Origin of the sequence: Glycomyces sp. L485 (genome assembly GCF_022548875.1) — a bacterium.
Taxonomy (GTDB): domain Bacteria; phylum Actinomycetota; class Actinomycetes; order Mycobacteriales; family Micromonosporaceae; genus Glycomyces.
The window spans coordinates 159,407-173,011 of sequence record NZ_JAKZEW010000001.1 but is presented as its reverse complement, the minus strand read 5'-3'; the positions used below and the strand labels follow the sequence as shown (position 1 = coordinate 173,011).

At 68.6% G+C, this 13,605-nt stretch carries 10 protein-coding genes, 1 tRNA gene and 3 pseudogenes; 6 read left to right on the top strand and 8 right to left on the bottom strand.

The window, feature by feature from the left end; genetic code table 11:
- Positions 1–190: 190 nt before the first annotated feature.
- The 3 genes from L0U85_RS00830 to L0U85_RS00820 are packed head-to-tail and all read left to right on the top strand — an operon-like array spanning position 191 to position 3,188.
- Positions 191–529: a co-chaperone GroES gene (locus tag L0U85_RS00830; protein WP_241375711.1), complete on the top strand. Its 339-nt coding sequence runs from the start codon at positions 191–193 to the stop codon at positions 527–529.
- A complete protein-coding gene (locus L0U85_RS00825) occupies positions 529–1,503 on the top strand; it encodes a prephenate dehydrogenase/arogenate dehydrogenase family protein (protein WP_241375710.1) in 975 nt (324 codons plus the stop codon). The genes L0U85_RS00830 and L0U85_RS00825 overlap by 1 nt, the downstream gene beginning before the upstream one ends.
- Positions 1,500–3,188, top strand: a complete 1,689-nt coding sequence (locus tag L0U85_RS00820) for a DUF885 domain-containing protein (protein ID WP_241375709.1) — start codon at positions 1,500–1,502, stop codon at positions 3,186–3,188. The genes L0U85_RS00825 and L0U85_RS00820 overlap by 4 nt, the downstream gene beginning before the upstream one ends.
- A 174-nt stretch (positions 3,189–3,362) precedes the next feature.
- On the opposite strand, the gene L0U85_RS00815 is transcribed toward L0U85_RS00820, so the two are convergent.
- Together L0U85_RS00815 and L0U85_RS20995 are read right to left on the bottom strand one after the other, a co-directional pair.
- Complete coding sequence (locus L0U85_RS00815) at positions 3,363–4,496, bottom strand: winged helix DNA-binding domain-containing protein (RefSeq protein WP_241375708.1); 1,134 nt, start codon at positions 4,494–4,496, stop codon at positions 3,363–3,365.
- Between the two features lie 793 nt (positions 4,497–5,289).
- A pseudogene (locus tag L0U85_RS20995) lies at positions 5,290–6,096 on the bottom strand (TrmH family RNA methyltransferase); the annotation flags it as partial.
- A 166-nt stretch (positions 6,097–6,262) separates the two neighbouring features.
- Here L0U85_RS20995 and L0U85_RS00805 point away from each other — a divergent pair.
- A tRNA-Arg gene (locus tag L0U85_RS00805) sits at positions 6,263–6,338 on the top strand.
- 78 nt (positions 6,339–6,416) lie between these two features.
- Here the strand turns inward: L0U85_RS00805 and L0U85_RS20360 are convergent.
- Positions 6,417–6,542, bottom strand: a pseudogene (locus L0U85_RS20360) (hypothetical protein); the annotation flags it as partial.
- Positions 6,543–6,581: 39 nt separating this feature from the next.
- Positions 6,582–7,154: a GNAT family protein gene (locus L0U85_RS00800; protein ID WP_241375706.1), complete on the bottom strand. Its 573-nt coding sequence runs from the start codon at positions 7,152–7,154 to the stop codon at positions 6,582–6,584.
- Between the two features lie 126 nt (positions 7,155–7,280).
- Here L0U85_RS00800 and L0U85_RS20990 point away from each other — a divergent pair.
- A pseudogene (locus L0U85_RS20990) lies at positions 7,281–7,382 on the top strand (hypothetical protein); the annotation flags it as partial.
- A 126-nt stretch (positions 7,383–7,508) separates the two neighbouring features.
- Here the strand turns inward: L0U85_RS20990 and L0U85_RS00795 are convergent.
- Positions 7,509–7,889, bottom strand: a complete 381-nt coding sequence (locus tag L0U85_RS00795) for an Rv3235 family protein (RefSeq protein ID WP_241375705.1) — start codon at positions 7,887–7,889, stop codon at positions 7,509–7,511.
- A 313-nt stretch (positions 7,890–8,202) separates the two neighbouring features.
- Here L0U85_RS00795 and L0U85_RS00790 point away from each other — a divergent pair, with 313 nt between their 5' ends.
- The gene (locus tag L0U85_RS00790; RefSeq protein WP_241375704.1) at positions 8,203–10,449 is read left to right on the top strand and encodes an Hsp70 family protein; all 2,247 of its coding nucleotides are present in this window, start codon (positions 8,203–8,205) and stop codon (positions 10,447–10,449) included.
- Positions 10,450–10,691: 242 nt separating this feature from the next.
- Here L0U85_RS00790 and L0U85_RS00785 read toward each other — a convergent pair whose 3' ends face one another.
- The 3 genes from L0U85_RS00785 to L0U85_RS00775 are packed head-to-tail and all read right to left on the bottom strand — an operon-like array spanning position 10,692 to position 13,568.
- Positions 10,692–11,711: a hypothetical protein gene (locus L0U85_RS00785; RefSeq protein WP_241375703.1), complete on the bottom strand. Its 1,020-nt coding sequence runs from the start codon at positions 11,709–11,711 to the stop codon at positions 10,692–10,694.
- A gap of 9 nt (positions 11,712–11,720) precedes the next feature.
- Positions 11,721–12,500 carry a hypothetical protein gene (locus tag L0U85_RS00780; RefSeq protein ID WP_241375702.1) on the bottom strand — a complete coding sequence of 260 codons (780 nt, stop codon included), beginning with the start codon at positions 12,498–12,500 and terminating at the stop codon, positions 11,721–11,723.
- 9 nt (positions 12,501–12,509) lie between these two features.
- Positions 12,510–13,568 carry a hypothetical protein gene (locus L0U85_RS00775; RefSeq protein WP_241375701.1) on the bottom strand — a complete coding sequence of 353 codons (1,059 nt, stop codon included), beginning with the start codon at positions 13,566–13,568 and terminating at the stop codon, positions 12,510–12,512.
- Positions 13,569–13,605 lie beyond the last annotated feature (37 nt).

Here is a 13,605-nt window from a genome sequence, read left to right as displayed (position 1 = left end):
CGGCTCACCTTGTCTCCAAACAACACTAAGTTCACGGCTTCGCAAGCGTCGCCGCCGACGCGGGTGTGACGTCTCCAGTACGGTACCGGCTCCGCGCGAACCCGGACAGACTGACCGGGGCGTGGCCGAGCCCAAACGGGCTCCGCTCGCGCGGAGCGAGCGGCACACGCAGGCGGTAGGCTCATCCGTTGTGACCGATACACCGTTGGACTCAGAGACCGGGCTGCCGATCCGGCTGCTGCACGACCGGCTCCTGGTGCGGCAGGATCCCGAATCCGAGCGCCGCTCCTCGGGCGGCATCGTCATCCCCGCGACCGCCGTCATGGGGCGCCGACTCGCCTGGGCCGAGGCCGTCGGGGTCGGCCCGCTGGTCCGCTCGGTCGAGGCCGGGGACCGGGTGCTGTTCGACCCCGAGGACAAGTCCGAGGTCGAACTGCAGGGCCACATGTACATCCTGCTGCGCGAGCGGGACATCCACGCCGTGGCCGCCAAGCGCGTCGACGACGGCGACACGGGGTTGTACCTGTAATGCGCGTCGCGGTCCTGGGACTGGGGCTCATCGGCGGGTCCGTGGCGCTCGCGCTAGGCGAGAAGATGCACGGCTCGGACCACGAGGTGATCGGCTACGACCCGGACCCCGGCGTGCGCGCGGCGGTGGCCGGGAGGTTCACCGCGGTCGCCGATCCCGCCGAACTGCTCGACAGCGACATAGCGGTCGTGGCGACCCCGTACGAGCACGTCGAGGCCGTCGCCCGGGACGTCCTGCCGGCCGAGACGTACCGCGGGCTGATCACCGACGTCGCGTCCGTGAAGGCCGCGGTCCGCCGGCGCTTCCGCGGCCATGCGCGCTTCGTCGGTGGACACCCCATGGCGGGCAAGGAGACGGCGGGATTCGCCTCGGCCGAGCCGGGTCTGTTCGCGGGCCGCAAATGGGTGCTGTGCATCGAGGAGGACACCAAGCTGCGCGACTGGGTCGCGTTGGCCCGGTTGTGGATCGCGATCGGCGCGACGGTGGTGCCGACGACCGCCGCCGCCCATGACGCGGCCGTCGCCAAGTCCTCGCACATCGAGCACATCGTGGCAGCTGCGCTGACGCTCAACGCGGCAGACCCGCTGACCCGCACGCTCGGGGCCGGGTCGTTCCGGGACGCCACCAGGGTGGCGGCGAGCGCGCCCGAACTGATCGAGGGGATGGTGGCCGGGAACAGGCTCGGAGTCCTCGAGGCCCTGCGCGAGTTCGAACGCTCAATGGACGCGGCCCGGACCTTGATCGGCCGGTCCGCCGCGACCGACATGGCGGGCCGGGACAGCTCGCTGCGGGGCTGGCTGTCGCGGGCCAACGAGTTGCGCGCCTCCTGGCCGCCGGAGCCGGGCGAGCCCGAGCGGATGGAGCTCACCCGCGATGGTCTGCTGGCGCTCGGCGAGGCGGGCGGCTGGGTGGAGTCGATCCAGGACAACGAGGTCGCCATGGTACGGCGCCCTCGCGTAAAGTCCACTTCATGAGAAAAATCGATCAGATCGCTGACAAATACGTCGATGACGTCTTGGCGCGCAGCCCGATGATGGCCACCTACATGGGTGTGCCCGGTTCTGACCACCTGCTCGACGACCTCTCGCCCGGCGGCATCGCGGAGGAGGCCGAGTTGGCCCGCCGGGCCATCGCCGACGCGGAGGCCGCCGAACCGGTCGACGAGCGCGAGCGGGTGGCCAAGGAGGCCATGCTCGAACGGCTGCGGCTGGAGGTCGAGCGCTACGACGCGGGCGACGCCTACCTCTCCCTCAACGTCCTGACCTCCGGCGTCCACAGTGTGCGTCAGATCTTCGATCTCATGCCCGTCGAGGGCGAGCAGGCCGCCGAGAACATCGCGAAGCGCCTCGCGGCCGTCACCAAGGCCTACGCCCAGTACACCGAGACACTGCGCTCCGAGGCCGCCGCCGGGCGCGTCGCCTCCAAACGGCAAGTCCTCGAAGTCGCCAAGCACTGCGACAACTGGAACGGCGCCAACGGCGACGACTTCTGGCAGGGCCTGATCAGCCGCGTCACGGTCGACGGCGAGCCCCTCACCCGAGGCAGGCTGAAGATCGACTTGGGCAACAGCGCGGCCTGGGCGCGGGCGGCGACGACGAAGTTCGCCCAGTTCCTGCGCGAGGAGCTCGCTCCGCAGGCGCCGGAGAAGGACGCCGTGGGACGCGACCGGTACTCGCGGGCCTCGCGCTACTTCATCGGCGCCGAAGTCGACCTGGCCGAGACCTACGAGTGGGGCTGGAAGGAGCTGGCGCGCATCGAGGGCGAGATGGCGGCCGTGGCCGAGGCCATCAAGCCGGGCGCGACGCTCGAAGAGGCGATCGCCCAACTCGACGCCGACCCCGAGCAGAACGTCGCCGACAAGGAGGCGTTCCGCGACTGGATGCAGGAGCTGGCTGACCGCACCGTCGCCGAGCTCGCCGACAAGCACTTCGACATCCCCGAGCAGATCCGCCGCATCGAGTGCATGATCGCGCCGACCGAGGACGGGGCGATCTACTACACCGGCCCCAGCGAGGACTTCTCGCGCCCGGGCCGCATGTGGTGGTCGGTGCCGAGCGGGCAGGAGACGTTCGCGAAGTGGCGCGAGGTCACGACCGTCTACCACGAGGGCGTGCCCGGTCACCACCTCCAGATTGGACAGACGCAGGCGCGCTCTGAGCTGCTCAACCGCTTCCAGCGCACGATGATCTTCTCCTCCGGCCACGCCGAGGGCTGGGCGCTGTACTCCGAGCGGCTCATGGACGAGCTGGGCTACTACGACGACGACCCGGCCGGGAAGCTCGGCATGCTCGACGCGCAGGCGTTCCGGGCCGCTCGCGTCGTCGTCGACATCGGACTGCACTGCGAGTTCGCGATCCCCGAGGACAACCCGTTCGGCTGGCGGCCCGGCGAGCAGTGGGACGCGGACAAGATGTTCGAGTTCATGCGCGCGCACTGCCGCATCGAGGACGACATGCTCCAGTTCGAGTGCAACCGCTACCTCGGCTGGGCCGGGCAGGCGCCGTCGTACAAGGTCGGCGAGCGCCTGTGGATGGCCGCCCGCAACGACTACGCGGCCCGCAAGAGCGCGGACTTCAGCCTCAAGCAGTTCCACACCGACGCGCTGAACCTCGGCTCGATGGGCTTGGCGCCCTTCGCCGACGCCCTCAAACGCATCTGATCCCGCCGACCTCCTCGGGCGACACGGACATGTACCCCGGTGACGGCAGGGGCGACCTGCCACCGCAGCTCCGTGTCACGATCGGCCGCCGCAGGAACTCAGTCGCCTGACAATCCCGGAAACGAGGGCCGCGGTCGGACACCCGACCGCGGCCCTCATGCTTTGAGCGAGCCGTCAAGCATGGTCGAGACCGAGCTCCATCTCGTCCTTGCCGTACCAGGCGCGGAGGCGGTCGGCGCCTCGGCGCATCGCGGCGATCTCGGCGGCCGTGAAGCCGCGCAGCCGGTAGGAGTCGATCTGCACCTTCTTGGCGCGCACCGTGGCCTTCCAATGGCCGATGATCTGGCCGTCGAGGAGGATCGCGGAATTGAAGCGCGGGCGCTCGGGGAAGGCCGAGCGCGGGATCGAGGAGTGGATCACCCAGTCCCTGGTGTCGGTGTAGGAGCACATCATCTCGTCGAAGCCCTGCACGAAGTCGACGACGGGGAGGCCGTCCTCGCGCGGAGCGGGCGCCTCTCCTTCGAGGTAGCAGATGCGGCCGTCGATCTCGATCGACTCGAGGTCGAGGTCGCCGATCGCGGCTTTCGCGTCGGCGACCGTCAGGCTCGCCCAGCGCGTGAAGTCCTTCAGCGTCGCCGGCCCGCGCGAGGCGTAGAACCGGCGGGCGAGTTCCCGGATCGCGTCCTCCCTGCCGATCCTCCCGGCCGGGACGCGCTCGTCGAAGTTCGCGTAGGTCTGCTGCTTGCCCTTCGGCGCGCCCGAGCAGATCGCCGCGGTGAACTCGGCGTGCATGAGGATGTGGCCGAGCCGCTGCCCGGTGGCGCCTTCGATCCCGGCCGCGGCGAGCTCGGCGGCGGCCTCGTCCCGGGTCAGGTGCCTCCCGCGTGCGGTGCCTTCGGCGAGGATCTCGTCGCACCGCGCCAAGGTGGGCTCGTCTAGGCCGAGGCCGCGGGTCATCGAGCCGAGTACCCGGAGGGTTCGGTCGGCGGTGGCGGACAGCATCATGCGCAGGTCGGTGGCCGGGACGGTGTGCCAGGTGGTGCGCAGGACGTGGGTGCGGACCACCGTGCCGTCCTCGATGAGCGCGTCGACGGCACTGGCCGGGGCGAACGCGCCGTCGGCCGGGGCCGTCCGCATCGCGGGCGTGAGCTTCGACGGGTGGTACTCCTGCGACTGGACCGCGCCCAGATGCGCGAAGGCCTCCAGCGGGGAGCGCCATTTCTCGCCCCACAGCCGTTGGGAACGGGCGCGCCAGGCGGCGATCTCACCTGGTGTGAACTCCCGAGTCCGTCGGCTGGTTTTCTCCATCCGCACATGCTATAGGCGGCAACCGACATGAACCATCTGCAGATTCATTCGAGTCCGGTGGACACGGATTGCGAAATGCAGTCACACTGGATATATGTCACTGCCTCAAGCGGTTCTCAGACTGTCGACCGACGTCCTCGCCGAAATGAACGACGACGATCGACTCGCATTCGCGTACGCGCACGGCCCGGCGCTGTCGGGCTTCGGCGACGACGCCGAACTCGTGTGCGTGTGGGAGACCGATACGGTCCCGGACGAGGCCGACGACGAGGCGGTGCATTTGACCGTCGAACGGTTCGAGACGCTGCTCGCCGCCCTCATGCGCGGCGAGGGCTGGGAGCAGCCGGGCGACGAGGCGCTGCACGTGATCGCGCGCTTCGCCGAGGGCTCGCTGCTGGCCGACGACTCCGAGCTGGGGTCGCGGGCGCGCGCCGACGTGACCGAGTTCCCGCAGGCGCTCGCGGACGCGGCGAGGACCGTCGTCGAGCGCGAGGCCGAGGAGATCGCGAAACGGCTCGGCGACGCCGAGGACCCATGGGAACTGGCCGAGATCCTGACCGGCGGGCTGCACCGGGCGTATGTGGCGCTGTTCGCCGCAGGCGGGTATTTCTTCCCCGGCCGGGAGCACCGCAAGGAGTTCATCGAGCGCTACATGCTGGGCGTCGAGGTGCTGGAGGCCGAGGCGGCCTTGTGGGCTGCGGCGGAGGCGGCCCCGCGGGAGCGGCCGCAGGTGCTGCCCCAGGCGTGGCGTGCGTTTGCCGGCGAGGTGCTGGCCAACTGCTAACGAGCGGCCGGAGCGCTGCCTGGCGGCCTCGTAGAGCGCGATGGAGCCGGCCGCGGCGGCGTTCAGCGATGAGGCGGCGCCGCCGATCGGGATCCGGACCATGGTGTCCACAGTCTCCTTCCAGGCGCGTGACATGCCGTCGGCTTCGCGGCCGATGACGAGCAGTGTCGGGAGCGTCAGGTCGCATTCGGCGAGGTCGCCGCCGCCGTGTTCGTCGGTGCCGACCATGCGGACCGGCTCGCCGGCCTGCCTCGCGAGCCAGGCGGCGACGTCCTGAGGGCGGTCGACGTGGGCGACGCGGGTGGAGAACAGTGAGCCGGTGGAGGCGCGCACGGAGCGGGGATCGAACGGGTCTGCGCCGTGTCCGGTGGTGATGACGAGGTCGGACCCGAAGGCGTCGGCGGACCGGATCAAGGACCCGAGATTCCCGGGGCTGCCGGGCCGGTCGAACGCCACACCCAGGAAGTTCGGTCCGAACTCGAGGCTGCCGAGACTGAGATCGGGCAGGGAGACGACGGCCAGCAGTTCGGGCACCTCGTCGTCCTTCTCCCCGAGCTCGGCCATGAGTTCCCGCGAGACGGCGTACCGGTCGGCTCGGCACGCCTCCAGCACTCCCTGGGCCCAGGCCGACGGCTTCCGATCGGCGTCGAACAGGATCTCCAGGAACTCCCAGCCGTGCTCGAGTGCCATATCGATCGGCCGCACGCCCTGCACCAGGAATCCGCCGAGCTGGTTCCGCTTCTTCCTGTTGGCGAGCAGTGCCTCCCACTGCTGGAACCGCGCGTTCCTGGTGCTCACCCGCAACTGCTTGCCCATATGCCCCGTCTCCTTCTCCTCGTCCCGAACGCCCATTCTACGAAGCGGCCGTCGTCGCACCCGTGAAGTGACCTCCAATGACCTAGCGCACAACCGGATACCCGCTTGCAGCTTGCTTTCACGCCCGGGTAAGCTGGTGCGCGGCCTGGTCGAACGGGCCAGACAGGCGCCCCTAGCTCAACGGATAGAGCATCTGACTACGGATCAGAAGGTTGGGGGTTCGAATCCCTCGGGGCGCGCCATCATCACAGGTAGAGCCGGGTTTTTAACCCGGCTTTTCTGTTCCTCGAAACCCACCATCCCGGATATATCCCGGACGGCTAGGCTGCGAGCGCCAGCGCCTCGGCCCGCTTCGCGCTCATTGCGTCGGCGACCTCATCGAAGCGGTCGGGGAATAGGTGCCCGTAGACATCGAGGGTCACGGTGGCGCTCGCGTGCCCAAGCATCCGTGTCGGACTACAGACGTAGCCCGCATGCGACTCAAACTATTCGGGCCGGACAGCCGCCAACAGCAGCATGTCTCGGCGGACTCCGGCAATCACCTGATGGCTTCGCAGTAGTCCTTCACGGGCATATCCGGCACGCTCAGCGGTCCGTATCGAGCCGATGTTCCAAGGCTCGATGTACAGCGCGATCCGGAACAGGTCCGGCACCGTCCATCCGAAGGCGGTGAGCGCGGTAAGCGCATCGGCGGCGAACCCGCGCCCTCGGGCGGACGGCACAATCGAGTACCCGGCCGTAGCCCTGCCGTCTGCGAGTTCGCTGAGCCAAAGTCCGCATTGGCCGACCGCCACATCGGTTCCCGCCGCTGCGATTACGAAGGAGAAACCGGTGCCTTCGTCATAGCGCCGGTGTTGCCGACCTATCCACGCCAGGGCCTCCGCATCGCTGGCGTGCGAAGGAAGCGTGCCGATCGTCGGCACGTAAGCGTCGGTTGAAAGTTCCCGAGCCATCGCGGCATCGCTCTCACACGCCCGACGCAGCACAACACCGCCGTGCGCAGGCGGCGTAAGCGGCCAAGGCGGAAGCGACGGTGTCAGCATGGCTTCATTATCCACATTGCCGCACACCTCATCGACGACCCGAAGCTTCCCGCGAACTTGGAACTCACTGGCACCACCAGAGCCGCATGCAAACCGCGTCGCGGTAGAACCCCGTAGCGCGCAGCAGTCCAGCTCTGCGGCTTGAGGCATCGCGTTTCTCGGCTGGGTTTAGGCGCGTGGAATGCCGAATGGACCCAGAACGGCTCGGCGGTGACCATGACCAACACGGAATGGAACGGGAGCATCCCGGCGGCTTCACCGGGAGCGGCGAGCCGCTGTCCGCCATCCGCGTCTTCGTTGACGGCCGCGAGTGCATCACGGCTTGATCGACCCGGTGAGGGGCGGGCGCCCCGCCCCTCACCGGACTCGTCAGGCAGGCGCACCCAGGCGTCTGCGCCGGTTGTGATCGACGGTCAGGACGGCGCAGTCGTCGAGTCGCCATCCCTCGCGGACGAGCCGGAACGTCAACGTCATCGCCCGGCGGGTACGCCCGTCGCCGATGAGCGCGACGAGCTCGGCCGTGTGCTCGGTCGGACAGGACATGCGACGGATGCGCGTCTCGCTGAGACGGTTGGGGATCTGCCGTCGGACGCGACAGAACGCGGCCCAGCCCCGCGGCGTGGCGTACCGCTCCAGGTCTAGCGCCGGGCGCCTGCCCGCCAGGACGTTCAGGAACTGGCAGGAGAAGCCCGCCGCCTGTCGCGGCGAGACGCGGGGAGCTGGGACTCGTTGCTGCTCATTACAAGTCATGGCTGACTCCTAAGGATCGCGGCCGCCAGATCGCGGCCTACGACTCAGTAACTTAGACATGACCCTGGGTAATTTCAATCACGGTGCCGCCCCGGTCACCTCCGTGGGAGCGCCGAATCTGTAGACATTGGAATCCACCTGCCCGACGCCTTTTCGACCGTAGGAGACAAGTGCCGGGACGTAGAAATCCACGATTGCAGCATTCCTACAAAAATCAGAAGAATCAGCTGTCGCGTGTCGTCCCCAGTGTCGGGACCGATTTGTGGCCGTTGTGGGTGGTGACAAAGTGGTGGCCCGTCGTTAACTTGTGATTATGGATTCCCCCTCCTCATCCGGCCCGATCGCTCTCGGCGTCGATTTCGGGACCTCCCACACGGTCGCGGTACACGGCAGGGGCGGCCGCACCCGACCACTGCTGTTCGACGGATCGCCACTACTCCCGTCGGCAGTGTTCGCCGAGGAAGACGGCCGACTCGTCACCGGGCGAGACGCCCTGCGGGCGGGTGTGCTCCGCCCGGAGTGTCTCGAACCGAACCCCAAGCGCCGCATCGCCGATGAGTACACGCTGCTCGGGCGGCGGGAATATACGGTGGTCGATCTGTTCTCGGCGGTGCTGGCGCGCGTCCGCGAGGAGGCGCTGCAGGTGGTGGGCCGACTCGACCAGGTGGCGTTGACCGTCCCCGCAACCTGGGGCCCGGCGAGGCGACAGCTGCTGATCGACGCCGCCGGCGCTGCCGGTCTTCGGGTCACCGCCGTGGAAACCGAACCGGTGGCGGCGGCCGCGTACTTCACGACCGCGCTCGAACACGCGGTGCCGACCGGTTCGGCCGTCGTGATCCACGACTTCGGGGCGGGCACGTTCGACGCGAGCGTCGTGCAGCGAAGCCCGCGGGGCTTCGATGTCCTCGCGGTGGACGGTCTGGACGATCTGGGCGGGCTCGACCTCGACGCGGCGCTGGTCGAATACCTGGGCCGGCAGATGTCGGAAAAGGAGGACTGGCCTCGCCTGGTCGACCCGACCACGTCGTCGGACCGCCGCCACCGCAGGACGCTCTACGAGGAGGTGCGGGTGGCCAAGGAGCAGCTGTCGCGCCAGCAGCGGGCCGACCTGCTCGTGCCGCTGCTCGACACGAACGCGCATCTGACACGAGGCGAACTCGAGCAGGTCGTGGGACCGCTGCTGGCGCGGGCGGTCAAGGTGACCGGCGGTGCGATCAGGGAGGCGCGTCTGACTCCGGAACGGACGGCGGGGGTGTTCCTCGTCGGCGGGGCCTCGCGGATGCCGCTGGTGGCGACGATGCTGCATCGGGAGCTCGGCACACCGCCCACGGTGTTGGAACAACCAGAGCTCGTAGTCGCGGAAGGCTGCCTGCTCATAGCCGGGGAACCGCCACCGCCCGCGGTTTCGCCTGTGTCGCCTCCGACGGCGGTGACGCAGCGGCTTCCACCGGCGCCGACTCCGACGCCACCATCCGGTCCGGCTCCCCGACATCGCCGAGCCCTCACGGCACTCGCCACGGTCGCGCTGGTGCTGGGCATGGTGGCGGCAGCGTACGTCTGGTGGCCGGACGGTGAACGTCCGGGCGAGGAGCCTCCCGGACAAGCGAACACTATGGATGAATGGGCCTCAAGGTTCGTCTCGACCGGCACCGACGGCACTTTGCGGACGTGGAACCTTGAAGGGGAGGCGGTCGGCGATCCGATCCCGGCGCACGACGGCTACGTCTTCGCCGCCGCCTTCGCGGAACTCGACGGTAGTGGCGTACTCGTCTCCAGCGGCCAGGACCACACGATCCGAATCTGGGACCTCGACGAGCCGGCCGAGCCCAGAACCATCGAGGAGGCGCACACGGACTCGATCGGGTCTATCGCCGTGTTCGACCTCGACGGCAGGCCCGTGATCGTGTCGGCCGGCAACGACGATCTGGCGAGGGTGTGGGACCTGGCCAGCGGCGAACCCGTCTCGAAGTTCGAGGGCCACACCGCCGACGTGCGGTCCATCGCCGTCTCAGAGCTCGACGGTCGCCCCGTGGTGGTCACCGGTGGCAATGACGGGTTCATGCGGGTGTGGGACCCGAACACGGGAGACGAGGCCGCCCGAGCCGTCGACACCGACTCGACCATCCGCGGCATGACCACCGGCGTCCTCGAGGGGAATCAGGTGGTGATCAGCGCCGATGACGACGCCGCGCTGTTGGTCCGGGACCTGGCGAGCGGCGAGGTCGTCGGCGATCCGCTCACCGGCCACACCGCAAGAGTGCGGGTAATCGAGCTGGTCGAGACCGATGAGGGTCTGCTGGCCGTCTCGTCCGGAGACGACGGCTCGGTCCGCGTGTGGGACTTGGAGGACGGCATCGAACGCAAGGTCTTCAACGACCATTCGGACCCCGTCTATGCTTTGGAGATCGACACCAGAGGCGACGCTCCGCTGATCCTCACCGGCGACCGGAACGGACGGATCGTCGTGCGCGACTTGAACGGCGACGACAAGCTCATCGACATCGACGCTGGGCAAGGGTGGGTCCAGGCAATCGCGTTGCCGCGACCGCATCCCTTGTGACAAGGTGAGGCCGTGTCCGATGCGATCCGCCTCCCCCGCAACGTAGACGAGGCGGTGGCCGCCGAGCGGACCGGCCGTCGCCTGCGCTTCGTCCACTTGGCTCCCGGACAGCGCACTCGACGACCGCTGAGACCATCGGGTCGAACCAGGCCGAGGCGCTCTCGGCACTGTCCCAAGGGTTCAGTGTCCGCCCGAAGAGGATCGTGACCTCAGATGAACGACGGCACGTTCGACAGAAGGTGTCATGGCGTTGCGGAGAAGTAGAACAGGTTCGGTGAGTTCTCGATCTCGGGTGGGAGGCTCGTCTTCCATTTGGATTCGCCCTGGTAGTCGATGAGCTCGACTTCCGTGTCGCCTCTGGAGAGGTAGCCCCCGGCCGCCAGGGATTCGCAGGTCGCGCCCTGCTTTCCGGCGGTTTCGCCGGAGGCCAGGTCGATCACCTTGGTTCCAGTCTGCGGGCGGATCGTGAAGCCTCCTCCATAGGTCCCAAATTCGTCGTAGCCGTCGGCCAGGCACACGTACCGGCCCGACGGGTCGACCGCGACCAGGCCGGTGACCTCGGGCTCGACACCGCCGAGCTCGTCAAGCGAAATCGTCTCGAACCGCTCGCCGGTCTCGTCCACTCGGTACAGTTCGCTCACCCCGAGATCGTGGTAGATCCCTTCGACGGCACCATCGGCCTCGTACCAGCGCAGCCTGCAGCCGTCTTCGAGATCGTTCTCGGACGGCAGCCGGTCTCCCTCGGGCGAGAGCCACTCCGTCGACCCCCAGACTTCGCCCGGCATCCCGTCGCCTTGCGACGCCGCGCCCCAGACTTCCGTTCGGTGGACCAGTAGGGACTTCCCTTCCGGGGCCCATACCGGGTCCAGGCAGGCGTGGTCGACCGGGTACGGCACGGTTCCACTGATCTCGCCGGATTCCAAATCGCCGATCTGGAGCTCGGCGTTCGGGCCTCCGCCCGCGATCCACGACGCGTGCCTCTGGTCGGGAGCCACGCTCAGCGAGGCCCGGAGGACCGCGCCCACGTCGCCCTCCCGCTCCCAGACGCCGCCCAGGTCGAACACCGCCTCCACCTCGTCGGAGCCGACCTCCCAGCGCCACAGCGTATGGTCGTCGCCCACGCCGTACAGCACGCCGTGGTCGTCCTCGCCCCCGTCCTCGCCCCCGTCGTCGCCCGCCGAGCCGGCATCGCAGGCCGTGAGGCCGGCGGCCAGCAGCAGCCCGCCCGCCATGAGTCGGATTTCGCGTCGTCGCTCGGCCATGTCGTCCCCTCACTTCACCGTGAACGTTCCGGCGTTCTCGTCGGCCATGGCGTGCCTGGCGATCAGATCGAGCCAGACGCGTCCTTCCACGGCCGTGACAGTCGGTCGGACCTCTTCGGCCTGGAACCGGGTGCGCAGAAGCCGGAGCCCCTCCAGCGCCTGCGGACCCCAGTGGCCGTCGATCCTCATATCGGTCATCCCGGCTAGATCCCTCGCGGCCCACTGGATGATAGTGCAGTCTGTGCCGTAGTCGAAGTCGAGCGCGACGGCCTGTCGACCGCGATCCACGTGGATGTGGTTCCAGTGCGTCCCGTCTGGATCGTTGTGGGTGTGCAGGACCGTGCCGAAGTATTTGCGGCAGATCGCGATGACCGCGAGGTACCGGCGGCGCAGGCGGCGGCGCCGGTCCTTCCCGTGGACGGCCAGGTCGACGTACCGTCCCGGGCCCCAGGCGAACTTGGTGAAATCGATGGCCGCGCCGTAGCGGTGGTAGCCCGGCTTGCAGACTTTGGCTCCGGCCACCCCCGCCCAGCGGAACGACCAAGGGTCGTTGTCCGGAGGGAAGTACAGGCCGAGGATGTGGAGGTTCTGGACGAGTCTGCTCGCCCGGTCATGCGTTTCCCGGTGCATCGTCAAAGACGAGGTCGACGGGTGAACCCCGTACCCGTTGCCGTTGAGACCGGCTCGCTGCCTCATCTTCCACGACGTCTTGTGCAGCCAGTTGCGAGTGATGTCCGGCAGGGCGCATTTCGACGACGCGAATGCCTTGCTGCTGCTCGGAAAGCCCATCGTTGCTCCTCACTCCATTCCTTGGGCGCGGGTCTCGTCGCCGTCGGCTTCGAGCCAGGCGTCTGCGAGTCCCTGGACCGCGAGGACCTCCCCGGCGCAGCCGCACGCGGCGCCGGCCGATTCGAGGGCGCGTCCCTCGGCGGTGAAACGGGCTTCGCTCACCTTGCCGTCGCGGTCGCTGTAGACGCTGACGCTGCCTTCGGCAGTGGGTATCGCTGCCATGGGGCGTCCTGCGCCGGTCTGGGCCGCCGCCCGCTCGAAGCCGATGCCTGGACGGCCGACGTGGAGCGTCTGGGTGCCGTCGCCGTCGGCGGTGACGGCGAGAATGCGGTCGCCGACGGAGGCGAGGACGGTGCCGTAGCCCTCGCCGAGACCCACGGCAGCCGACTGGTACCGCCAAGTACGTCCGTCATCGACGCTGACGGCGAGGTGACTGCGCGAAATCACGGCGAGGTCGGGGTCCGAGCAGCCTTCGATCGCGATGGCGATGTCGTCGTTTCCTAGCAGTGCTATGGCCATGGCCGCCCCGGAACCCATCTGTTCGGGCGTCGGGAGTTCGACGAAAGCAGGCCGGGAATCCTGGACGCGGAGCAGGGCCGGGCGCGCCCGGTAGACGTCGATGTCGACGATGCCGTCAGGCAGGTAGGGGTCGGCGTCGTCCGGGTCGGCGAGGTCGCGGAGCCGCTCAGGGAGGGCGTCGAATCGGTTGTCGACGGTGACGGTCTTGACGAACTCGTCGACTGCTCCGGTGATCCAGAGCGTCTCGCCGCGGGCCGCCATCGAGTGCGGATGGAACCCTGCGGGGAGATCGATCGCGAGCCGCTCGCCGAGTGCGACCCTTCGGTCTGCGTCGACGGTGAAGTGCCGGATCTCGTAGGCATCAGAGGGATCGCCGTCGGCGGTCAACGCCAGACGTTCGGCCCCGCGGGCCGCGGCCGAGCGGATCACCGAGGCCGGTCCGGCCGCGCCCGCCCGCGGCGGAGCGGCGGTGATCCCCGCGGCGAGCACCGCCGCCGCGCCGGTCAGCGCGGTCCGTCGCGAGAAACGCGAATACTCGATAGTGGCCATGAATGCACTATGGCCAATATCGTAGAGTTAGTCCGCT